Here is a 22,996-nt window from a genome sequence, read left to right as displayed (position 1 = left end):
CCTCCTCGATCGGCAAGATGACCAACACCGGAGTTTCCGGACCTTGCCATGGCATGGGAACATCTACGTCGTGAGCCTCATTATCAGAGTTATCGTGAACGCGCTCGCCCTTTGGGCGGCTGTCTTCCTGATCGACGGGATCGAGGTCGCGACCCGGGACACCACCGAGCAGATCCTCGTCTACCTTGGTGTCGGCGCGATCTTCGGCCTGGTCAACGCGGTCATCAAACCGATCGTCAAAACGGTGGGGTGCCTGTTCTACGTCCTGACCCTGGGACTGATCGGGCTCGTCGTCAACGCGCTGCTGCTCCTGCTCACGAACTGGATCGCCGGACTCTTCGATCTGCCGTTCAGCATCGACGGGTTCTGGCCCGCGTTCTGGGGCGCGATCGTCATCTCGATCGTGAGCTGGCTGGCCAGCCTGTTCCTCCCCGACGGCGGCGACGACTGACCGTCCACCCCCGTCCCGCCGCGCTGACCTGCGAGCGGACCCCGGACCCGCCCGCGTGGCGCGGGTCCGGGAAGGGTAGGTTCACATTCCGGGCCATCCACCTCGACCCACGAGGACGGCGGCCCGCGAAGCCTGATCCCGCGACCCCACGCGCGGGGCACACCAGATCTTTCCCGCGACCGGAACGGATTCCGCCGGTCGCGGTGGCGGACGCGAAGCGCCGCCCGCCCGTGCCCGGACACGTCCGGACCGCGGGCACGTCCAGCTGTTGACGCACACCGAGAGGAGGAGGGGCACACCCGGGCCCACCCGCCCCGCAGCGGCGGCCCGAACGCCTTTCACAGCGATGGTGGACACCAAGAACCGCCCATTCGGCAAGATGCTGACCGCGATGGTCACGCCCATGCTCGAGGACGGCGAACTCGACTACGAGGGCGCGGCCCGACTCGCCACCTACCTGGTGGACGAGCAGCACAACGACGGTCTCGTGATCAGCGGCACGACCGGTGAGTCGCCCACGACGAGCGACGACGAGAAGGACCGCCTGCTCCGCGCGGTCCTGGAGGCCGTCGGCGACCGGGCCACGGTCGTGGCCGGTGTCGGCACCAACGACACCCGCCACAGCATCCGCCTGGCCCAGGCCGCGGAGAAGGCCGGCGCGCACGGTCTGCTGGCCGTCACCCCCTACTACAACAAGCCCCCGCAGGAGGGGCTCATCCGGCACTTCACCTCGATCGCCGACGCGACCGAGCTGCCGGTCATGCTCTACGACATCCCGCACCGCACCGGGACGCCGATCGCCTCCGAGACCCTGGTCCGGCTGGCCGAGCACCCGCGCATCGTCGCCAACAAGGACGCCAAGGACAACGTCGGCGCCAGCTCCTGGGTCATGGAGCGCACCGACCTGGCCTACTACTGCGGCACCGACATCCTCAACCTGCCGCTGCTGTCGGTGGGCGCCGCCGGGTTCGTCAGCGTGGTCGGCCACATCGTCGGCGCCGACCTGCGCGAGATGATCGACGTCTACGAGGCGGGCGAGGTCGGCCAGGCGCTGGCCATCCACCGCCGCCTCACGCCCGTGTACACGGGCATGTTCCGCACCCAGGGCGTCATCACCACCAAGGCCGTGCTCAACCTGTTCGGCCTGCCGTCCGGCCCGGTGCGCACGCCGCTGGCCGACGCCTCCGCCGAACTCCAGGCCCTCCTGCGCGAGGACCTCGCCGCGGCGGGCGTCAAGGGCCCGATCGGCCTCGCGCCCCACCAGGCCGTCCCGGCCAGCGCGGTCAACGTCGAGCGCCTGGCGGAGGGGTCCGTATGAGCCACCCCCACCCCGAACTGGGACCGCCGCCGCCGCTCGGCGAGGGCGCGCTGCGCATCGTCGCCCTGGGCGGGCTCGGCGAGATCGGTCGCAACATGACGGTCTTCGAGTACGACGGCCGCCTGCTCATCGTCGACTGCGGCGTCCTCTTCCCCGAGGAGGAGCAGCCCGGCGTCGACCTGATCCTGCCGGACTTCGACTACATCCGGGACCGGCTCGACGACGTCGAGGCGATCGTGCTCACCCACGGGCACGAGGACCACATCGGCGGCGTGCCGTTCCTGCTGCGCGAGCGCGAGGACATCCCGATCGTCGGCTCCAAGCTCACCCTGGCGCTGATCACCGCCAAGCTGGGCGAGCACCGGATCAAGCCGGAGACGGTCCTGGTCGAGGAGGGGGAGCGGCACGACTTCGGCCCCTTCGACCTGGAGTTCTTCGCGGTCAACCACTCCATCCCCGACGCGCTGGCGATCGGCATCCGCACCCCGGGCGGGACGGTGCTGCACACCGGCGACTTCAAGATGGACCAGCTGCCGCTGGACGGGCGCCTGACCGACCTGGGCGGCTTCGCCCGGTTCGGCGACGAGGGCGTGGACCTGCTGCTGTCGGACTCCACCAACGCCGAGCAGCCGGGCTTCGTGGTCAGCGAGCGCAACCTCAACGAGGCCATCGACAAGGTGTTCCGCACCTCCGACAAGCGCATCGTCGTGGCCTGCTTCGCCTCCCACGTGCACCGCGTCCAGCAGGTGATCGACGCCGCCGTCAAGCACGGCCGCAAGATCGCGTTCGTGGGCCGCTCCATGGTCCGCAACATGAACATCGCGCGCGACCTCGGCTACCTGAGCGTGCCCGGGGACACCATCATCGACGCCAAGCAGCTCGACCAGCTGCCGCCCCACGAGGTCCTGATGGTGTGCACGGGGTCGCAGGGCGAGCCGATGGCCGCGCTGAGCCGCATGGCCAACCGCGACCACCAGATCCGGATCGAGGAGGACGACACCGTCCTGCTCGCGTCCTCGCTGATCCCGGGCAACGAGAACTCCGTCAACCGGGTGATCAACGGCCTGACCCGCTGGGGCGCCAGGGTCGTGCACAAGGGCAACGCGCTGGTGCACGTGTCCGGGCACTCGTCCGCCGGTGAGCTGCTGTACGTGCTCAACATGGTGCGACCGCGCAACTTCATGCCGGTGCACGGCGAGTGGCGGCACCTGCGCGCCCACGCCGACCTGGCCAAGGCCACCGGGATCCCGCAGGACCGGATCGTCATCGCCGAGGACGGCGTCGTCGTCGACCTGTACAAGAACCGGGCCAAGATCGTCGGCGCGGTCCAGGCCGGGTACGTGTACGTCGACGGCTCGTCGGTCGGCGACGTCTCCGAGGCCTCGCTCAAGGACCGCCGCATCCTCGGCGAGGAGGGGTTCATCTCCGTCGTCGTGGCCGTGGACTCCACCACCGGCAAGATCCTCGGCGAACCCGAGATCCACACCCGCGGCGCCGGGATCGCCCCGGAGGCCTACGACGACGTCGTGGACAAGCTCCAGGCCGCCCTGGACAAGGCCGCCGCCGACGGCGTCAACGACCCGCACCAGCTCCGGCAGCTCATCCGCCGCAGCGCGGGCCGGTGGGTGAACGAGACCTACCGCCGTCGTCCCATGATCATCCCGGTCCTGGTCGAGGTCTGACCGGACGTTTGCGTGTACGGCCCGAGGCGCGTTCGGCGCACTCGGGCCGTTCGGCGTCGTCGGCGGTGCGACCGCGCGACACGCCGACCCGAAATCCGCTCCGGGCCTGGACTTCCTAGTAGGCTGCGCGCCGTGGCGTGCCGCCCTGCCCGCCGGACCGAACGACCCGCTCCCCTGGAGGTGTGACCCCCGATGGCCGCGCGTGCCAAGTCCTCCGGAGGCTCCGGGCGTTCCGGCCGGAAGAAACCCGCCGCGCGCAAGTCCGCCCCCGCACGCATGCCCGACGGCCCCATCGCGTTCGTCTTCACCCTGTTCGGCCAGTTCCTGCTGGTGCTGTGGAAGATCGTCGCGCACACCGTCGGCGGCGCGGCGCGCGCCGTGGGCCGCAGCACCCGCGACCTCGACCCCGACCTGCGCAGGGACGGCGCCGGACTGATCCTGCTGGCGGCGGGCGTCCTCATCGCCGGGGCGGTGTGGTGGCAGAGCGAGGGGCCGCTGCTGCGGGCCACCCGGACCGTCGTCGTCGGCGGCTTCGGGACCTTCTCGCCGATCCTGCCCCTGCTGTTCCTGCCCGTCGCCATCCGGCTGATGCGCACCCCCTCCACCGCGCGGGAGGGCGACGCCGGACGTCTGTTCATCGGCTTCAGCGCGATCATGCTCGGCCTGCTCGGGCTCATCCACATCGGCCACGGCGTCCCCCAGCCCTCCGAGGGGCTGGAGGCGCTCATGGACTCCGGCGGGCTCATCGGCTACGTCGCCGCGGGGCCGCTCAGCGCCATCGTCACCCCGTGGCTGACCGGCCTGCTCCTGGCGCTCATCCTCGTCTTCGGCGTCCTCGTGGTCACCGCCACCCCCATCCGACGCGTTCCCGAACGGCTCCAGACGCTCTTCGGCGCCCTCATGGAACGCGACACCGGCCCTGACTCGGGTCTGGGCATCCTGGGCGCCGACCCCGAACCCGACCGGCCCAAGCAGCGCCGCAAGCCGAGGAGGAAGAAGGCCGAGGAGACCGTCGCGGGCGACCACGAACGCCCCTACGACAGCCCCGTCCTGCCCAGCGACCCCGACACCGCGTCCCTCGCCCCCGCCCTCACCGACGAGGAGGAGGCGCGGGCGGAACGGGAGCGGCCGACGCCGAAGCGCAAGGGCCAGCCCGCCCCGGCCGACCGGGGCCGGACCCCCGACCCCTCGCCCGCGCCCGCCACCAGCGAGCAGCTGTCCATCCCCTCGCGCGTCGTCGACGGCGACTACGACCTGCCCGCCCCGGGCATGCTCAAGCCCGGAAGCCCGTCCAAGCCCCGCACCAAGGCCAACGACGAGGTCGTCGACGCGCTGTCGGGCGTGCTGACCCAGTTCGCCATCGACGCCGAGGTCACCGGCTTCACCCGGGGCCCCACGGTGACCCGCTACGAGATCGAGCTGGGCCCGGCGGTCAAGGTCGAGAAGGTCACCGCGCTGGCCAAGAACATCTCCCTGGCGGTCAAGAGCGCCGACGTGCGCATCCAGTCGCCGATCCCCGGCAAGTCCGCCATCGGCGTGGAGATCCCCAACACCGACAAGGACATCGTCAGCCTGGGCGACGTCCTGCGCTCCCCGGCGGCCACCTCCGACGACCACCCCATGCTCGTGGGCCTGGGCAAGGACGTCGAGGGCGCCAACGTGGTGGCCAACCTCGCCAAGATGCCGCACGTGCTGGTCGCGGGCGCCACCGGCGCCGGTAAGTCCACGTGCATCAACGGGCTGATCACCTCGCTGATGATGCGCGCCACCCCCGAGGAGGTGCGCATGATCCTCGTCGACCCCAAACGGGTCGAGCTGACGATGTACGAGGGCATCCCCCACCTGATCACCCCCATCATCACCAACCCCAAACGGGCCGCCGAGGCGCTCCAGTGGGTCGTGGGGGAGATGGACCGGCGCTACGACGACCTGGCCGCGTCCGGCTACCGGCACGTCGACGACTTCAACGCCGCCGTCCGCACGGGGGAGCTGAAGGCTCCCCCCGGCAGCGAACGCGAGTACCAGCCCTACCCCTACCTGCTGGTGATCGTGGACGAGCTCGCCGACCTGATGATGGTCGCCCCGCGCGACGTCGAGGACGCGGTCGTGCGCATCACCCAGCTCGCCCGCGCCGCCGGGATCCACCTGGTGCTGGCCACCCAGCGGCCCAGCGTCGACGTCGTTACCGGGCTGATCAAGGCCAACGTGCCCTCCCGGCTGGCGTTCGCCACCTCCAGCCTGTCCGACAGCCGCGTCATCCTCGACCAGCCCGGCGCGGAGAAGCTGGTCGGCAAGGGCGACGCGCTCTTCCTCCCCATGGGCGCGGGCAAGCCCATCCGGCTCCAGAACGCGTGGGTGTCGGAGAAGGAGATCCGGGCGATCGTCGAGCACTGCAAGAAGCAGTCCGAACCCGACTACCGGGAGGACGTCGCCGCGGGGGAGACGAGGAAGAAGGAGATCGACGAGGAGATCGGCGACGACCTCGACCTGCTGCTCCAGGCGGTCGAACTGGTGGTCACCACCCAGTTCGGGTCGACCTCCATGCTCCAGCGCAAGCTGCGCGTGGGCTTCGCCAAGGCGGGCCGCCTCATGGACCTCATGGAGAGCCGGGACGTCGTCGGTCCCAGCGAGGGATCCAAGGCCCGCGACGTGCTGGTCACCCCCGACGACCTGCCCGGCGTCCTGACCGAGATCCGCGGCGGCTGAGGGCTTCCGGGGCGGCTGACGGTTCGGGGCGGAGCCCGGAACTCGGGTATCTGTCCGATTTGGCGTGATCTTTGGGGCGTCCTTGGGCGTGGTGGCCTGCGCGTGCGCGCACGGAAGAGCAGAGTGGTTCCGTGTGAGCGCAGAGAGTAGCGGGGGAGTGCGCATGGCGACGATCGGTCAGACCCTGGCGGCGGCCAGAGTGGCGTCGGGACTCACGATCACGGATCTCAGCACCCGTACACGCATCCGGATGCAGGTGCTGCGCGGTATCGAGCAGGAGGACTTCGTCCCGTGCGGCGGCGACTTCTACGCCCGGGGGCACATCCGGGGCATCTGCCGGGCCCTGGGACTGGACGCCGCGCCGCTCATCGAGGAGTTCGACCGTGAGCACGCCCACCGTGACGACACCGCCTTCGTCCCGCTGCCCCAGCACCCCGCCGCCGGGCCCCCGGCCGCCCGCGCCGCGACGGAGGCCGCACGCGGCCAGGGCTGGGACGACGGCCTCGCCGAGGCCCACACGGAGCCCCGGCGGATCGGCGGCGACCACGACCCCGGCGACGGGTCGCGACGCTGGGGCCACTTCGAACGCCGACAGCACATGCGCTCCCGGGTCCGCGGCGGCCGACGGCCGCGCGGACGGGCGTCCGCCGTGCCCGGCCCGCGGCGCAGCGCCGAGGGGGACCGTCGCGGCTCCGGCGCGGGTCGGCGCCGACCTCCGTCCGACACGGGTCCCCGGCCGCGCGCGGCGATCAGCGACACCCGCACCGGGCGGGGCGGCGGGGTCCGCCGCCACTGGCCGTGGGCCGTCGTGGGGATCATCCTCCTCCTGGGCGTCCTGGTGGGGGCGCACGCCTGGCTGGAGTGGGAGGGCGCCAACCCGTTGCGGGCCGCCTTCGACACCCGGTCGGACACCGTCGACTCCGCCGTCGCCAAGCCCGGCGCCGACGTGCCGGCGCCCTCGGAGCGGCCCTCGCTCGACGAACCCGTCCCCGCGGAACCCGAGGAGGTCACCATCGCCCTCACCGCCTCGGACCGCAGCTGGGTCAAGGTCACCGGAGGCGACGGGGAGGACCTGTTCACGGGCTTCCTCCTCGACGGCGACACCGAGGAGTACGTGACCGAGGACTCCATCGACCTGTGGCTCGGCAACGCGGGCGTGGTCAGCGTCGCCGTCGACGGCGAGGACCTCGGGCCGCTCGGGCTCCCCGGAGAGGTCACGTCCGTGACCGTCGGCGCCGACGGTGTTGAGGGGTAGCCCCCGACCCGCGGCGCCTCGGGCACGGCCGGTCGAGGTACGGGCGGGTGGGCCGTCCACGGTAGTGTGGTGGGTCGTGGGCGGCGCCGTCAGGCGCCGAGTCGCGCGCCGGACCGGACCGGATCCGCCGTGGCGCGCCCCGCACACCACGTCGAAGCTCTCCCACACGCTTGGAAGCCATGTCATCGCGCCGTACTGTCTCGCTCGTCACCCTGGGGTGCGCGCGTAACGAGGTCGACTCCGAAGAGCTGGCCGGACGCCTCTCCGAAGGCGGATGGGAGCTCGTGGACGGTGACGCCGACGTGACCGTCGTCAACACCTGCGGGTTCATCGACGCCGCCAAGCAGGACTCCATCCAGACGATCCTGGACGCCGCCGAGAACGGCGGCAGGGTCGTCGCCGCGGGCTGCATGGCCGAGCGCTACGGCTCCGAGCTCGCCGAGGCCCTGCCCGAGGCCCAGGTCATCGGCTTCGACGACTACGCGGCCATCACCGACCGCCTCGACGACGTCGTCGCCGGACGCACGCTCGTCCCGCACGACCCCCGGGACCGGCGCACCCTGCTGCCGATCAGCCCCGTGGACCGCGACGCCGCCGACGTCCACGTGCCCGGCCACGCCGCGTTCGCCGACTCCCAGGGCGCCGAGGGCACCGCGCTGCCCTACCGCGCGGCGGTCCCCCGGCGGCGCCTGACCGGCGGGCCGGTCGCCAACCTCAAGATCGCCTCCGGCTGCGACCGCCGGTGCACGTTCTGCGCGATCCCCGCCTTCCGCGGCGCCTACATCTCCCGCCACCCCGACGAGATCGTCCGCGAGGCCGAGTGGCTCGCGAGCGAGGGCGTGCGCGAGGTCTTCCTGGTCAGCGAGAACTCCACGTCCTTCGGCAAGGACCTCGGCGACGTGCGCGCGCTGGAGGGGCTCCTGCCGCGCCTGGCCGCCGTGGAGGGGCTCGACCGGGTGCGGGTCAGCTACCTCCAGCCCGCCGAGGTGCGCCCCGGCCTGGTGGACGTGCTCACCTCCACCCCGGGCGTCGTGCCCTACTTCGACCTGTCCTTCCAGCACGCCAGCGGGACGCTGCTGCGGCGCATGCGCCGCTTCGGCGACCGCGAGCGCTTCCTGGAGCTGCTGCGCACGGTGCGCGAGCGCGCTCCCGAGGCCGGGGCCCGGTCCAACTTCATCGTGGGCTTCCCCGGCGAGACCGAGGCGGAGTTCGAGGACCTGGTCGCCTTCCTCAGCGAGGCCCGCCTGGACGCCATCGGCGTCTTCGGGTACTCGGACGAGGACGGGACCGAGGCCGTCGGCCACGAGGGCAAGCTGCCCGCCGAGGTGATCGACGAGCGCGTGGACCGGCTCAACCGGCTCGCCGAGGAGCTCATGGCCCAGCGGGCCGAGGAGCGGATCGGCTCGGAGGTCACCGTCCTGGTCGAGTCGGTCCTGGAGGACGGCGCGTACGAGGGCCGCGCCGAGCACCAGGCGCCCGAGGTGGACGGCAGCACCATCCTGTACGGGGAGGGCCTGGCCGTGGGCGACCTCGTCCGGGCCACCGTGATCCAGGCGGCCGGCGCCGACCTCGTCGCGGAGCAGGACGACACCGCGCCGGACGGGGAAACCGGAGACAGATGAGCACCCACGATTCCGCGGCGTCGCCCGCCCCCCACGTCCCGCTGTGGAACATCGCGAACATCCTCACGATGAGCCGCCTGGTCATGGTGCCGCTGTTCGTGTGGTTCATGCTCCTGGACGGCCCGTGGTTGCGTCTGGCCGCGTTCGCGGTGTTCGTGCTGGCCGCCGTCACCGACCGGATCGACGGTGAGATCGCCCGCCGCCGCAACCTCGTCACCGACTTCGGCAAGATCGCCGACCCGATCGCCGACAAGGCCCTCACCGGGGCGGCGCTGGTCGTGCTCTCGTTCCAGGGCGACCTGTGGTGGTGGGTGACGATCGCCATCCTCGTCCGCGAGTGGGGCATCACCGCGCTGCGCTTCGCGGTCCTGCGCTACGGCGTCATGCCCGCCAGCAAGGGCGGCAAGCTCAAGACCGTCCTGCAGATCGTGGCGATCAGCCTCTACCTGTTCCCGGCGGCGCTGCTGCCGTTCGGCGCGGTGTTCGCCTGGGCCGCCCACGTCGTGATGGGCGCCGCCCTGGCGGTCACCCTCTGGACCGGGTTCGCCTACGTGGTCGACGCGGTCCGCCTCATCCGCGCCAAGGGCGAGAACGCGGAGTGAGCACCGCGGACGCGACCCCCGGCGGTGACGCGCTCGCCGCGGCCGAGGGGGTCCACCGGGCGCTGCTCCAGGCCGGAACCACCTGCGCCACCGCCGAGTCCCTCACCGGGGGGCTCATCGGCGCCCACCTGACCTCGGTCCCCGGCGCCTCCACCACCTACCGGGGCGGGGTCGTGACCTACGCCACCGACACCAAGGCGGGCCTCCTGGGCGTCCCCGCGGACCTGCTGGCCGCCCACGGCGCCGTCCACCCCGACGTGGCCGCGCACATGGCTCTCGGCGTGCGGCGCCTGCTGGGCGCCGACTACGGGGTCGCGGTGACCGGCGTCGCCGGACCCGACCCCCAGGACGGACGGCCCGTCGGCACGGTGTTCGCGGCCGTCGCCGCACCCGCCGGGACCTGCGAGGTCAGGGAGTTCCGTTTCACCGGGGATCGTTCGGGTATCCGCTACCACACGGTCGAGGGCGCCCTGGCGCTCCTGGACGCGGTCGTCCGCGGGAGGGGAGCGGGAGACACCCGGAACTGACCCCCGTGGTCGGCTCCCGTCGCCCGCTCCGAGGGAACAAGACCACGTGAGGTGGCCGTTCCCCCTCCAGCGAACAGGATGGCAAGAGGTGCCCGAATCGGGCGTGGGGCAGGTACGGTGTTGTATATGAAGGTCGCTACCGGTGGGAGGGAGCGCGAATGATGGTCCTGCTTCGTCACCTACTTGGTGACGTGCTCAGGCGGCTGCGACAGCGCCAGGGCCGCACCCTCCGCGAGGTGTCGGCCGATGCCCGTGTGTCCCTCGGTTACCTGTCCGAGGTCGAACGGGGGCAGAAGGAGGCCTCCTCCGAACTGCTCTCCTCGATCTGCGGGGCACTCGGTGTCCCGCTTTCTCAGGTGTTGCGCGAAGTCTCCGACCAGCTCGCCCTCGCTGAGCTCCAGGAGGCCGCGCTCCTGGAGGACGCGGTCCCCACCGACCCCGTCCCCGCCCAGGAACTCGGCATCGAACCGGTACCGGATCGCGTTCCCCACGTCGCCGACATGGTGGGGGTCTGACCCCCTCGGATCCATCCGTTCAACACCGTGACCGCGTGAAGGAGCCGACCACCCCCGGGTGTCGGCTCCTTCACCGTGTCCGGTGCTGTCGGGGGTTCAGGGATGGGTGTGGTTCACCCAGGCGTCGGGGTCCTCGGCCAGGGCGCGGACGGTCTCGGGCAGCTGGTTGGTCACCAGGTGCTGGAGGTTGACGCCCTCCAGGATGGCGCGCTCGCTGGCGCGCAGGGCGATCCACACCTGTTGCAGGCTGCGTGCGGCGCCGTCGTAGTCGACGTGCTCCGGGCGTTCCCCGCGCACGTTGGCCAGGGGTCCGTCCACGGCGCGGATGATGTCGGCGAGGGAGATCTCCTCGGCCGGGCGGGCGAGCCAGTAGCCTCCGACCGGCCCGCGCTGGCTGCGGACCAGCCCCGCGCGGCGCAGCTGGGTGAGGATGTTCTCCAGGAATTTTCCGGGGATGGCCTGGGCGCGTGCGAGCTGCTCGGCGGTCACCGGCCCCTCACTGGCGACGGCGAGTTCTGCGGCCGCGCGTAGCGCGTAGTCGACCCGGGCTGAAAGGCGCATGCTGTGATTATGCCGTGGTTAGAAGGGCGAATGGGGCACCGGGAGCCGACGGGACCGTCCGCGCCCGGGGTGCTACACGCTAAGAATACTTCTCCGACCGGCTTTCGGGGACATGCCCGAGGTCGGTCCCGTCACAGGCGGGTGGAAGGGCGGCGCACAGGGCTCCGGCCCGGCTCCGGGAGGGAGGTCGGAGCCGGGCCGGAGGCGGTCCGGTGACACGAACGTTCACCGGGTGGACCGAGGCCGTCACGCGCCGCCGGAGGGGGCGGCGTCCATCACGCCGCTCGCGCCCAGCAGCTCGGCGGCGCTGCGCCCGTTGACGTGGGCGGCGCCGTAGGTGCGCACGTGCGTGCCGTGGTCGGGCCGCCAGACGGGCAGCCCCATCTCCACCACCACGGCGGTGGGGCGGGCGCTGAGCAGCCGGGTGACGAGCTCCCGGGCCTGCGCGTAGCGGTGCGCGTCGCGGACCACCACGACCAGGTCCCGGCCGCGCGCGTCGGCGAGCAGCCGCTCGGCGTGCGCGGGGTCGGGGGAGACCCGCTCCGTGCGGGGGAACCACGGGCTCAGGCCCCACGGCACCTCGCCCACGGCCATGCCGGCCGGGGCGTCCACCTCGACCACGTACGGGTCGGACAGGGGCGGCAGGTCGCCGTCGACCCTCACCGCCCGGCGGGCGCCCGACAGCCCGATGCCGTCGGAGTCTGGGGCGGCGGCGCGGTGGGCGGCCGACCCGCGGATCCAGGCGCGCAGCCGCAGCGTGTGCTCGGCGGCCTCCTCCAGACGCTCGCCGGGCAGACGCCCCTCGCGCACGGCCGCGACCAGTGCGGCGCGCACGGCGGCGATCTCGTCGGCGTAGACGAACCGGCCCAGGCACAGCAGGTCGCAGCCCGCGGCCACCGCCCGCACACAGGCCTCGGGGATGCCGATCCGCTCGCTGACGCCGCGCATCTCCATCGCGTCGCTGACGACGGTGCCGGTGAAGCCCAGCTCCTCGCGCAGCAGTCGGGTGACGACGTTCGGGGTGAGCGTCGCCGGGCCCACGCCGCCGAGGGCGGGGACCTCGATGTGCGCGGTCAGGACCGCCTGGACGCCCGCGTCCACCGCCGCGCGGAAGGGCAGGAGTTCGCGGCGGTGCAGCAGGTCGGCGTCGGCGTCCACACGGGGCAGGACGTGGTGGGAGTCCTGGGAGGTGGCGCCGTGGCCGGGGAAGTGCTTGGCGCACGCGGCCACGCCCGCCTCCTGGAGGCCGAGGACGGCGGCGACGCCGTGGCGGGCGACGAGTTCGGGGTCCGAGCCGAACGAGCGGGTGCCGATCACGGGGTTGTCGTCGGCGACGTTGACGTCCACCGACGGCGCCAGGTCGAGGTTGAAGCCGAGCCGGGCCAGGCGCCCGCCCAGGGAGCGGTGGGTGGCCCGGGTCAGGTCGGGGTCGTCGACGGCGCCGAGGGCGGCGTTGCCCGGGTAGTCGCTGCCGCGGGCCTGCCCGATGCGGGTGACGTCGCCGCCCTCCTCGTCGAGCGAGATCAGCGGGGTGTCGGCGGCCTCGGACAGGTGCGCGTTGAGGGCGGTCACCTGATCGGGGCCGTCCAGGTTGTTGTGGAACAGACAGACGCCCGCGATGCCGTCCGCCAGACCCTCCAGCACCCAGCGCGGTGCGTGGTGGGACTCGAATGGCACGAGGAGGGTGGCGTTGGCCAGACGCTCCAGGGTCGGGTCGTTCGGCATGGCGAACTCCGTTCGGTGAGCGAGGGTGCCCAGGGCAGGGCAGACGTGTGGCGGGGAGGAGGGCGGGACGAGGGGAGGAGGGCGGCGCGGGCACACGGGGAGCCGTCGCGGGCCCGCGCCGGGTGGAGGGCGGGTCAGCCCTTGACCGCGCCCATGGTCAGGCCGGAGACCATCCGTCGCTGGACGAACAGGAAGAAGATCATCACCGGGACGGTCAGCAGGGTGGAGGCGGCCATGATCGAGCCCCACTCGATGGACACCGCGCCGAAGTAGTACTGGAGCGAGATCGGCAGGGTGTAGGCCCCGGGGTTGTTCTGGAGGAACGTGAACGCGACCAGGAACTCGTTCCAGGCGGTGATGAACGCGAAGACGCTCGACGCGCCCAGACCGGGGGCCACCAACGGCATGAGGATCCGCCAGAAGACGGTCCACCCGTTGGCGCCGTCGATCGCCGCGGCCTCCTCCAGGTCCTTGGGCACGGCGGCCACGAAGTTGCGGACCATGAGGATGGTGACGGGCAGCGCGACGGCGACGTAGACGACGAAGACGCCCGAGAGGTTGTTGATCAGCTCCATGTCCAGGGTCCGGCCCAGGTGGAAGAAGTTGACGAACAGGGAGATGATCAGGGCCTCGATCGGCACCATCTGGATGACCAGCAGCATGACGATGAAGGCCGAGCGCAGCCGGAACCGGAACCGGGCGACGGCGACGGCGGCGAGCAGCGAGACCAGCGCGGCGAAGACCACCGAGCCGACGGTCAGGACGAGGCTGTTGGTCAGGAAGGACCAGAACGAGGTCCCCGGGATGAGGACGCCCGAGAGCACCCGCTCGAAGTGCTCGAAGGTGATCTCCCTCGGGAGCACGGTGGGCTCGCGGGTGAAGATCTCCCCGGTGGGGCGCAGCGCGGTGGCCAGGACCCAGTAGACGGGGAACACGGCGAAGACGAACACCGCGACGGCGGCGACGTACGTGCCGATGCTTCCGGCGATCTTGCGCGACCGGTGGACGTTGTTCATCGGACCTCCCCCTGGCGGATCATCACGCGCAGGTAGTAGGCGGTGATCGCGAGGACCAGGACGGTCATGATCACGGCGATCGCCGACCCCATGCCGTAGTTCGGCGGGGTCGAGGCGAAGCCCAGCTGGTAGATGTACACGGGCAGCAGCGCCACGTCACGGTTGTCGACACCGTCGGCGAGGACGAACAGCTGCGTGAAGATGCGGAAGTCCCAGATCACCTGGAGGATCAGGAGCAGGGCGAACAGCGGGCGCAGCATCGGGACGGTGACGTTCCAGAAGCTCTTCCACGCGCTCGCGCCGTCCATCCGCGCGGCCTCGTAGAGCTCGGTCGGGATGCTCTTGAGCCCGGCCAGCACGCTGACGGCCACGAACGGGAACGACTGCCAGACCACGGTGAGGATGAGGATCGGGAACAGGGTCGCGGGCTCGTTGAACCAGTTGAACTCCTCCCAGCCCGATCCCGTGAGCCAGTCCGGCAGGCCGCTCAGGATCGTGTTGACGAGCCCGTACCGGGTGTCGAAGAGCCAGCGGTAGACGATCGCGGCGCTGATGACCGGGGTCGCCCAGGCCAGCATCAGGCCGAGGCCGAGCACCGTGGAGGCCCACTTGGGGAGCTTGTTGAGCAGGATGCCGACGAGGGTGCCGAGCACCATCGTCAGGACCACCATGGCCAGGCAGACCACGATGGTGTTGCGGAAGATCGTCCAGAAGCGCGTGTCGGTGAGGACGGACGCGTAGTGGTCGAACCCGACCCATGCGGCCTCGTCGCCCCGGAGCTGGCGCAGGCCGTACTCGTGCAGGGACATCCAGCCCATCTGCACGATCGGCCACAGCAGGACCAGCGACAGCACGAACAGGGCGGGAAGGATCAGGAGGTAGGGGGCGAGTCTGCGGCGGGTCCGCGTCGCCAGCCCACCGGTACGCGCCCCGTTCCCCCTGCTCTCGTTCGCGGCGGAGGGGCGTTCCAGTGTTTGTGTCATGGGAAGTTCTCACCTGGCGGTAGGGCGGGGGCGGCCGCCGCGGTCGGCGGCGACCGCCCCCCTGCCGTGTGCTCCGGGCACGCGGACGTGACTAGTCGGTGGAGCGGTTGAGCGCCTCGGTGAGCTCTTCGTTCAACTCGGGCAGGACGTCGTCGGCGGACTCGCCCTCGGCCAGGCGCTGCACGGCGGTCTGGACGGTGGTCAGCTCCCACTGGACGTGGCCCCAGTTGGGGGTCTCCGGGAAGAGTCGCAGGTCACCGGTGGCCTGCGTGGCGGCGCCCGCCAGGACCGGGTCGGTCTGGAACTCCTCGCTCTCCAGGACGTCACCGTAGGTCGGGAACATCGAGGAGACCTCGTTGTACGGGAGCGCGTTCTCCTTGCTGTTCAGCGTGGTGATGTAGTCGAACGCGGCCTCGGGGTACTCCGTGGTGTTCCACACGGCCAGGTCGGAGCCGCCGCCGAAGGCCGGGGCCATGCCCTCGGCGCCCGGGATCGGCGCCGTCGCCCACTGGTCGGCGTACTCGTCGTTGATGTCCTCGATCTGGGCGCGGGCCCAGGGGCCGTCGATGAACATGCCCAGCTCGCGGTTGGCGAAGTCCGCGTGGGCGCAGTCGACCTCGTTGAGGCCGATGCAGGCGCTCGGGGAGACGCCGTCGACGGTCAGGCCCGCGTAGAACTCCAGGGCCTCGGCGGTGGCGTCGGAGTCGAGCCGGCCGACCCACTCGTTGCCCTCGAGGGTGGCGAAATCGCCGCCGTTGGACCAGACGAAGCTGGCGATGCCGTTCATGAAGTCCGTCGGTGCGGCGAACCCGGGGACGTCGTACTCGCCCTCGATGGCCTCGGCGACCTCGACGAGGTCGTCCCAGGTCTCCGGCGGCTCCTGGCCGAGCTCGCGGAGCCAGTCGGCGTTGTACCAGAGCGCGCGGACGCCGCTGTACCACGGAACGCTGTACTGGGCCTCGTCGAAGGTGCCGTTGGCGTAGGCGCCCTCGAGGATGTCCCCCCGCTCCTCCCAGTCCTCGGCGAGCTCGGCGACGTCGTAGAGGGCGCCGGCGTCGGCCCAGGTGGAGACCTGGTCGTTGCCGATCTCCACGACGTCCGGGCCACCGCTGACCAGGGCGGTCTGGAACCGCTGGGAGAACTCGCCCCAGGGGATCCACTGGACCTCGACCTCGGTGTCGGGGTACTGCTCCTGGTACTGGGCGGCGACCGTGTTCATGAACTCGGTCTGGGCCTCGGTGGCGTCGCCCATCCGCCAGACGGTGAGGGTCTCCGGGGCGTCGCCCGTGCCGCCGCCGCCGTTTCCGTCGTCGGAACCGCCGGAGCACGCGGCCGCGAGCAGCACCGCGGCCGTGGCCGCGGCGATCTTCGGGAACTTCATGTGTACCTGTCTCCCTTCGCACGACGCGCCGGGTACGACGCCTGTGCTCGAGGGGGCCTGGGATCATGGACTGATCCCGCCGCCTCGACGTCTGACTGGGGGATGTGCTCGGAGAGCACGTTGGCCGCCCCGCCGGCGCGGGTACCGGGGAGTCCGATCGTAGGTCGGACCTGCCGGGACGTGACCTCCTGTGAGGTTGTGAGCTAAATTAACAGGAAACTTTCCTAATAAAAACAGGGTGAGGTGTCACGGTTATGTCTCAACGTCCGGGGACTCCCCGGCTGCTGCGCCAGCTCAACGACCGCGCGGCACTGGAACTGCTGCTGTCCGCCGGTCCGCTGACCAGGACGCAGCTCGGGACGAGGACCGGCCTTTCGAAGGTAACGGCCTCACAGCTCCTCGCGCGGCTGGAGGAGCGCGACCTCGTCCGTGTCGTGGGGAGCCAGGCCGGAGGGCGCGGGCCGAACGCCGCCCTGTACGCCGTCGTGCCCGAGAGCGCCTACGTGGCCGCCCTCGACGTCAGCGCGCACCGCGTCACCGCGACCATCGCGGACATCACGGGCGAGGTCGTGGGAGACGTCACCGTCGACCCGAGCGCCTCCGACGACCCCGTCGCCCTCGTCCACACGGCCGTCATGCGCCTGGTCGACACGGCCGGGGTACCCCTCGACCGCGTCCGGGCGTGCGTCATCGGCACCCCCGGCGTGGTGGACCCGCGCACCGGCGACATCCGCTTCTCCTTCGACCTCATCTCCTGGCACGAGGGCGTCCTGGAGGCCCTGCGCGCCGACCTGAAGCGCTCGGTGGTGATCGAGAACGACGTCAACCTGGCCGCGCTCGCCGAACACGCCTCGGGCGCCGCCTCCGGCGTGGACGAGTTCGTGCTCATCTGGCTCAGCGCCGCGGGCGGGGTCGGCATGTCCACTATGATCGACGGCCGGATCCACCGGGGCCGCTCCGGCGGGGCCGGTGAGATCGGCTACCTCCCGGTGCCCGGCGCGCCCACCCCGGTCGAGGCCGGGGTCTCCGGCGGCTACGAGGTGATGGACTCGGCCGGTGAACTCCCGCACGGCTTCCAGGCCCTGGTCAAGGCCAAGCAGGTGGTCGCGCTCGCCCGGGAGCACGGGGTCGAGGGAACGGACGTCACCGAGGTCGTCGCCGCCGCGTCCCGCGCGGGCACACCCGAGGCCGACGCCTTCCTGGACCTGTTCGCCGAGCGTCTGGCGCGCGGCGTCGCCGCGGTCAGCGTGATCCTCGACCCCGGACTCGTCGTCCTGGGCGGGGACGTGGCCCGCGCGGGCGGGGAGAAGCTCGCCGAGCGGATCCAGGCCGCCACCGCGCGCATCGCCCCCAACGAGACCGAGGTCCGCCTGGGCACGGTCGGGGGCAGCCCCGTGGTGCGCGGCGCGCTCCTGCACGCCCTGGAACGCGCCCGCGAGGAGGTCTTCTCCTCCACCGTCTGAGCCCTCGCGCCGTGCCCCGCCCCTGACCCGCTCCCTCACCCGACGGGGCGCGGCCGCCGGCTCAGTCGGCGCACCATCGCGATCCGGGGCAGGACCCGGATCCCCGCGCGCTCCTCGGCCTCCCACACCCGTTCCAGCTCCGGGCCCCACTCCCCGCGCTCCAGAGGAACGAACCCGCGCCGCGCGTACCAGGGGCCGTTCCACGGCAGGTCGCGGAAGGTCGTCAGGGTCAACTCCCGGTCCCCGCGCCCGGCCGCCTCGGCGCACACGGCCTCCAGCAGGGCCGAACCGAGCCCGCGCCGCCCGTGGCCGGGGTGCACGGCCAACTGCTCCAGGTGCGTGCGACCGTCCACGACCACCGTGGCGGCCAGACCGCGCACGGGCTCGCCCGCGACCAGGATCCGGTCGGCGTGCTCGATCAGCTCACGCGGATCGTCCGGCGGCAGCACCACACCGGCGTCGGCGAACACCGTGTCGGCCGCCAGCGACGTCGACACCACGTCCGGCACGTCCTCCGGCCGCATCGGACGGATCCCCGCGTCCACGCCTACCTCCCGTACGTCGCACCGCCCTCCCCGGCGGAGGGCCGCTCGGATGCTATCCCAGGACGCATCCGCAGCCCCTTGGGCGTGACGTGGAACCCGGACGCCACCAGCGCCGCGTCCAGCGGGGTGCCGAACACCTCCACGCCGTCCGCCCGCTCCACCGTGACCGTGCCGAGCGCGCCCGCGCGCACGACCTCCGCCAGCGCGCGGGCGGCCCGCTCCAGCGACGCCGGGGAGGCACCGAAGGTCAGCACGGACCGTCCGCCCCGGGCCACGAACGTCGTGGGCCGCCCGCCGTCGACCACCACCACCGCGCCGGCGGTCCGCCCGGGGCGCTGGGAGACGTGGACGTCCTCCGCGCCCCGGGGCCACGGCAGCTCCGCGCCGAACGGGTTGGCCGGGTCCGTGGCCGCCAGGACCACCGGCGGCAGGGATCCGCCGGGCCCGTCGCCGGCTAGCGCCCGCAGCCGGTCCACCGCACCCGGCAGCGCGAACTGGGCGCCGCCGAGCCCCTCGACGAAGTACCCCCGCCGCACCCGGCCCGCGTCCTCCATCGACCGCAGCACCCGGTACTCGTCCGGGGAGACCCCCTGGCGCTGGCCCCGCACCCACACCCCCGACCGCTGGAGCCGCGCCTCCACGCGCGCCAACGCCACCCGGGTCGCATCCGTCTCCCGGTCCGGGAGCACCGACCAGCGCCCGGCCGCCGTGGGCGGACCCGTACGGGTGGGCATGACGGGCCTCCCCGGCCGCCCCGACCGCCGCCGCGTGTGCGACCGGGGCGCGGGGGCCGAGCCCAGCAGCGCCCGCAGCGGCGCCAGGCCGTCATTGGTCACCAGGCCCGACCACACCAGCTCCCACAGCGCCGCCACCACGTCCGCGTCCGCGACCGCCGCGCCGCCCGTCGCGCGGGCGGTCCGGTCGGCGAGGTCGCGGAAGAACAGGGCCCCGCCCTCGCGCAGCACGCCCAGGACGGTGTCCGCGAGCGTGCCCGGTTCGGGCGGCGCCGGGTCGGGCAGGAGCAGCGCGGCCTCGTCCGCGGGCACGAGGACGACCCACCCCTCCCCGCCCGGGAGGGACCCCGCTCCCGCCCACACGACCTCCCCGGCCTGGGTCAACTCGTCCAGACCCGTCGGCGCGTACCCCTCCACCCGGGCGGGCAGCACCAGCGACTCCAGCGCCGACGCCGCCACGGGCACACCGCGCAACGCCTCCACCGCCGCGAACACCGCGTCCGGCCCCCGCAGCCGCTCACCCGGCACCGCGTTCTGCCACAGCGGGAGGAACCGCGCCAGGGCCGACGGGTCCACCGGCTCGACCTCCCGGCGCAACCGGGCCACCGACCCCCGCCGCAGACGGCGCAGGACGTCGGCGTCGCACCATTCGGTCCCCGACCCGCCCGGCCGGAAGCCTCCGCGCACCACCCGCCCCGTCGAGGAGAGCGCGCGCAGCTCCGCCACGACCGTGTCCTCGGGCAGCCCCAGACGCGCCGCGGCCTCCGCCGGGACGAACGGGCCGTGCGTGCGCGCGAACCGCGAGACCAGGTCGCGCCTCGGCGCGGCCACCGGCTCCAGGAACGCCTCGGGCACCCCGGCGGGCGGCTCCACCCCGGCGCCGTCCCGCAACCGCGCCACGTCCTCCACCGCGCACCAGCGCTCCGCGCCCGCCACCCGGGCCCGCACCACGCGCCCGGCGGCCTCCAGCGCGCCCAGCCAGCCCTCGGCCACACCGCGCTCGGCGGCCTCGTCCGTGGTCAGGGGACCCACCTCCCGCAGCAGGTCGGCCGCCCCCTCCGCGTCCCGGACCGGCGGGGACAGCCGTTGCAGCTGCGCGTCGACCTCCTCCACCACGCGCGGGTCCAACAGCTCCCGCAGATCCGCCTGGCCGAGCAGGTCGGCCAACAGGGACGGATCCAGGGTGAGCGCCCGCGCCCGCGACTCCGCCGCGGGCGCGTCGCCCTCGTACAGGAACGCCGCCGTGTACTCCATCAACAGCGACCGCGCGAACGGCGACGGCCACTCCGTGCGCACCTCCACCACCCGCACCCGCCGCGCGCGGATGTCGGCCAACAGCGCCACGAGCGCGGGCACGTCGAACACGTCGCGCAGACACTCGCGCACCGCCTCCAGCACGATCGGGAACGACCCGTACCGCCCCGCCACCGACAGCAGGTGCGCCGACCGCAGCCGCTGCTGCCACAACGGCATCCGCCGGTCCGGACGCTGCCTCGGCAGCAGGAGGGCGCGCGCCGCGCACTCCCGGAACCGCGCCGCGAACAGGGCCGACCCCGTCAGCGCGTCCGTGACCAGGGCCTCCACGGTGTCGGGGTCGAGCGACACCAGTGCGGCGAGCTCACGCGCGACCACCGGGGAGTCGTGCTCCACGTCCGGCAGGCGCACCACGATCCCGTCGTCCCCGTGCACCACCTGCGCGTCCAGCCCGAGCTCCTCCCGCAGCCGCTGGCCGATCGCCAGCGCCCAGGGGGCGTGCACCCGCGCGCCCAGCGGTGAGTGCAGCACCACCCGCCAGTCGCCCACCTGGTCACGGAAGTGCTCCAGGACCACCGTCCGGTCGTCGGGCACCCGACCCGTGGCCTCCCGCTGCTCGGCCACGTACGCCGCCAGGTTGTCCGCGGCCCAGTCGTCGAGCCCCGCGGCAGCGGCGCGCTTCAGGGCCTCCGCGCGGTCGGCCGTGGCCAGCTCCCGGGTCAGCTCGCCGACCGCCCGGCCCAGCTCCGCCGGGCGGCCGATCGCGTCCGCCTTCCAGAACGGCATCCGGCCCGGCCGTCCCGGCGCCGGACTGACCAGCACCCGGTCGGCCGTGATCGCGTCGATCCGCCAGGACGACGACCCCAGCACGAACACGTCGCCCACCCGCGACTCGTACACCATCTCCTCGTCCAGCTCGCCCACCCGGGTGGGGGCGCGCGACCCCGACGGCGCGTCGGACAGGTGCACGGTGTACAGCCCCCGGTCGGGGATGGTGCCCCCGCTGATCACCGCCAGCCGCTGGGCGCCCGGGCGGGCCCGGAGCACGTCGGCCTCCCGGTCCCAGACCACGCGCGGCCGCAGCTCCGCGAACTCGTCCGAGGGGTAGCGGCCGGACAGCATGTCCAGCACCGACTCCAGCACCGGGTCCGCCAGACCCGCGAACGGAGCCGCGCGGCGGACCAGGGCCGCGAGGTCGGCCACCGGCCAGTCGTCCATCGCGACCATGGCCACGATCTGCTGGGCGAGCACGTCGAGCGGGTCGCGCGGCATCTCCAGCGGCTCGATGCCGCCCGCGCGCATCCGTTCGGCCACGACCGCCGACGCGAGCAGGTCGCCCCGGTGCTGGGGCAGGAACACCCCGCGCGAGACCTCGCCGACCCGGTGCCCCGCCCGCCCCACCCGTTGCAGGCCGCTGGCCACCGACGGGGGAGCGGCCACCTGCACCACCAGGTCGACCGCGCCCATGTCCACCCCCAGCTCCAGGCTGGAGGTGGCCACCACGCACGGCAGGCGGCCCGACTTCAGGTCGTCCTCGACCAGGGCGCGCTCGGACTTGGACATCGACCCGTGGTGGGCGCGCGCGACCACCGGTTCGGCGCCCCGCGACGCCCCGGACTGGGCGATGACCAGTGCGGGGACCTCCTCGTCCGGCAGCCGTGCCCCGACGCGCTCCGCGTACAGGTCGTTGAGGCGGGCGCACAGCCTCTCCGCCGTGTGGCGGCCGTTGGTGAACACGATCGTGGAGGTGTGCCGCTCGACCAGGTCGAGGACCCGGCGCTCCACGTGCGGCCACATCGACCCGCGCGAGAGCCCGCGGGTCTCCGCGCCGGGTGCGGGGCCGGGTTCGTCCATGTCGCGGACCGGGACGACCACCCCCAGGTCCATGTGCGGGGTGTCCGGCGGGGCGACGATCGCGGCGCCGCCGAGGAACTCGGCGACCAGTTCGGGAGGGCGCACCGTGGCGGACAGGCCGATCCGCTGCGCCGGCCGGTCGAGGAGCTCCGCCAGCCGTTCCAGGCTCAGCGCCAGGTGGGCGCCGCGCTTGGTGCCCGCCAGGGCGTGCACCTCGTCGACGATGACGGTCTCCACCCCGGCCAGGCCCTCGCGGGCACGCGAGGTGAGGACGAGGAAGAGGGACTCGGGCGTGGTGATGAGCACGTCCGGCGGGTGGGTGGCCAGGCGGCGGCGCTCGCTCGCGGGGGTGTCGCCGGTGCGGACGCCCACGGTGACGGGGGTGATCGGGGCGCCCGCCGCCTCGGCCCGCTCCGAGATCCCGGCGAGCGGCACGCGCAGGTTGCGTTCGACGTCCACGGCCAGCGCCTTGAGCGGTGACACGTACAGGACGCGGCAGCGCCGGGAGCGGTCCTCGGGCGGGGGCGTGGAGGTGAGGCGGTCCAGGGACCACAGGAAGGCGGAGAGGGTCTTGCCGGACCCGGTGGGGGCGACGACGAGCACGTTCCGGCCCTCGGCGACGGCGGACCAGGCCTCGGCCTGGGCGGCGGTCGGCCCCGCGGGGAAGGCCTGTTGGAACCAGGTGCGTGTCGCGGGCGCGAAGCGGTCCAGGGCGTGTGACGCGTGGCTCATGGGGTCAGTGTGCCCCTCGGCGGGGACGTTCTCCCGGCGGGGCGCGCAGGGGCCGCCCGCGGAGGAGTGG

17 protein-coding genes are annotated in these 22,996 nt (G+C 72.9%); 10 read left to right on the top strand and 7 right to left on the bottom strand.

From position 1 onward, the window contains the following. The first annotated feature begins 70 nt into the window (after positions 1 to 70). The 9 genes from AB0I72_RS06335 (at position 71) to AB0I72_RS06295 (ending at position 10,678) form a co-directional block, all read left to right on the top strand. Positions 71 to 451, top strand: coding sequence for a phage holin family protein (locus tag AB0I72_RS06335; RefSeq protein ID WP_358563601.1), 381 nt, complete (start codon positions 71 to 73; stop codon positions 449 to 451). 346 nt (positions 452 to 797) lie between these two features. Next, positions 798 to 1,769: a 4-hydroxy-tetrahydrodipicolinate synthase gene (dapA, locus tag AB0I72_RS06330; protein ID WP_358563599.1), complete on the top strand. Its 972-nt coding sequence runs from the start codon at positions 798 to 800 to the stop codon at positions 1,767 to 1,769. Next, positions 1,766 to 3,451 carry a ribonuclease J gene (locus AB0I72_RS06325; protein WP_358563597.1) on the top strand — a complete coding sequence of 562 codons (1,686 nt, stop codon included), beginning with the start codon at positions 1,766 to 1,768 and terminating at the stop codon, positions 3,449 to 3,451. Before dapA ends, AB0I72_RS06325 begins: the two co-directional genes overlap by 4 nt. A gap of 192 nt (positions 3,452 to 3,643) precedes the next feature. Next, positions 3,644 to 6,157, top strand: a complete 2,514-nt coding sequence (locus AB0I72_RS06320) for a DNA translocase FtsK (RefSeq protein ID WP_358563595.1) — start codon at positions 3,644 to 3,646, stop codon at positions 6,155 to 6,157. A 163-nt stretch (positions 6,158 to 6,320) separates the two neighbouring features. Next, complete coding sequence (locus tag AB0I72_RS06315; RefSeq protein ID WP_358563593.1) at positions 6,321 to 7,412, top strand: helix-turn-helix domain-containing protein; 1,092 nt, start codon at positions 6,321 to 6,323, stop codon at positions 7,410 to 7,412. Positions 7,413 to 7,591: 179 nt separating this feature from the next. Continuing rightward, on the top strand, positions 7,592 to 9,034 hold the full coding sequence (gene rimO, locus AB0I72_RS06310; RefSeq protein ID WP_358563591.1) for a 30S ribosomal protein S12 methylthiotransferase RimO: 1,443 nt from the start codon (positions 7,592 to 7,594) through the stop codon (positions 9,032 to 9,034). Then, entirely contained in the window at positions 9,031 to 9,636 is a 606-nt protein-coding gene (gene pgsA, locus AB0I72_RS06305; RefSeq protein ID WP_358563589.1) for a CDP-diacylglycerol--glycerol-3-phosphate 3-phosphatidyltransferase, read from the top strand. Before rimO ends, pgsA begins: the two co-directional genes overlap by 4 nt. After that, a complete protein-coding gene (locus tag AB0I72_RS06300; protein ID WP_358563587.1) occupies positions 9,633 to 10,163 on the top strand; it encodes a nicotinamide-nucleotide amidohydrolase family protein in 531 nt (176 codons plus the stop codon). Before pgsA ends, AB0I72_RS06300 begins: the two co-directional genes overlap by 4 nt. Positions 10,164 to 10,321: 158 nt before the next feature. After that, positions 10,322 to 10,678: a helix-turn-helix transcriptional regulator gene (locus AB0I72_RS06295; RefSeq protein ID WP_358563585.1), complete on the top strand. Its 357-nt coding sequence runs from the start codon at positions 10,322 to 10,324 to the stop codon at positions 10,676 to 10,678. Positions 10,679 to 10,774: 96 nt separating this feature from the next. Here the strand turns inward: AB0I72_RS06295 and AB0I72_RS06290 are convergent, their stop codons facing one another. The 5 genes from AB0I72_RS06290 to AB0I72_RS06270 all read right to left on the bottom strand — a co-directional run bounded on the left by AB0I72_RS06290 (position 10,775) and on the right by AB0I72_RS06270 (position 16,344). Beyond that, entirely contained in the window at positions 10,775 to 11,239 is a 465-nt protein-coding gene (locus tag AB0I72_RS06290) for an Rrf2 family transcriptional regulator (RefSeq protein WP_268641665.1), read from the bottom strand. A 246-nt stretch (positions 11,240 to 11,485) separates the two neighbouring features. Beyond that, positions 11,486 to 12,964, bottom strand: a complete 1,479-nt coding sequence (locus AB0I72_RS06285; protein ID WP_358563583.1) for a glycoside hydrolase family 3 N-terminal domain-containing protein — start codon at positions 12,962 to 12,964, stop codon at positions 11,486 to 11,488. 134 nt (positions 12,965 to 13,098) lie between these two features. Then, positions 13,099 to 13,980: a carbohydrate ABC transporter permease gene (locus AB0I72_RS06280; protein ID WP_358563581.1), complete on the bottom strand. Its 882-nt coding sequence runs from the start codon at positions 13,978 to 13,980 to the stop codon at positions 13,099 to 13,101. Then, positions 13,977 to 14,963, bottom strand: coding sequence for a sugar ABC transporter permease (locus tag AB0I72_RS06275; RefSeq protein ID WP_358563579.1), 987 nt, complete (start codon positions 14,961 to 14,963; stop codon positions 13,977 to 13,979). The genes AB0I72_RS06280 and AB0I72_RS06275 overlap by 4 nt, the downstream gene beginning before the upstream one ends. A gap of 91 nt (positions 14,964 to 15,054) precedes the next feature. After that, entirely contained in the window at positions 15,055 to 16,344 is a 1,290-nt protein-coding gene (locus AB0I72_RS06270; RefSeq protein WP_358563578.1) for an extracellular solute-binding protein, read from the bottom strand. A gap of 254 nt (positions 16,345 to 16,598) precedes the next feature. On the opposite strand from AB0I72_RS06270, the gene AB0I72_RS06265 reads away from it, so the two are divergent. Next, positions 16,599 to 17,807 (top strand): ROK family transcriptional regulator, encoded by a 1,209-nt coding sequence (locus tag AB0I72_RS06265; RefSeq protein ID WP_358563576.1) that lies wholly within the window; start codon positions 16,599 to 16,601, stop codon positions 17,805 to 17,807. A 35-nt stretch (positions 17,808 to 17,842) separates the two neighbouring features. On the opposite strand, the gene AB0I72_RS06260 is transcribed toward AB0I72_RS06265, so the two are convergent. Both AB0I72_RS06260 and AB0I72_RS06255 read right to left on the bottom strand, forming a co-directional pair. After that, positions 17,843 to 18,331, bottom strand: a complete 489-nt coding sequence (locus tag AB0I72_RS06260) for a GNAT family N-acetyltransferase (RefSeq protein ID WP_358563772.1) — start codon at positions 18,329 to 18,331, stop codon at positions 17,843 to 17,845. Between the two features lie 23 nt (positions 18,332 to 18,354). Continuing rightward, positions 18,355 to 22,926, bottom strand: coding sequence for an ATP-dependent helicase (locus tag AB0I72_RS06255; RefSeq protein ID WP_358563574.1), 4,572 nt, complete (start codon positions 22,924 to 22,926; stop codon positions 18,355 to 18,357). Positions 22,927 to 22,996 lie beyond the last annotated feature (70 nt).

The sequence above is a fragment of the Nocardiopsis sp. NPDC049922 genome, from assembly GCF_040660275.1.
Taxonomy (GTDB): Bacteria; Actinomycetota; Actinomycetes; order Streptosporangiales; family Streptosporangiaceae; genus Nocardiopsis.
Note: the sequence above shows the minus strand (reverse complement) of the source record. Positions and strands in the feature narration are given on the sequence as shown.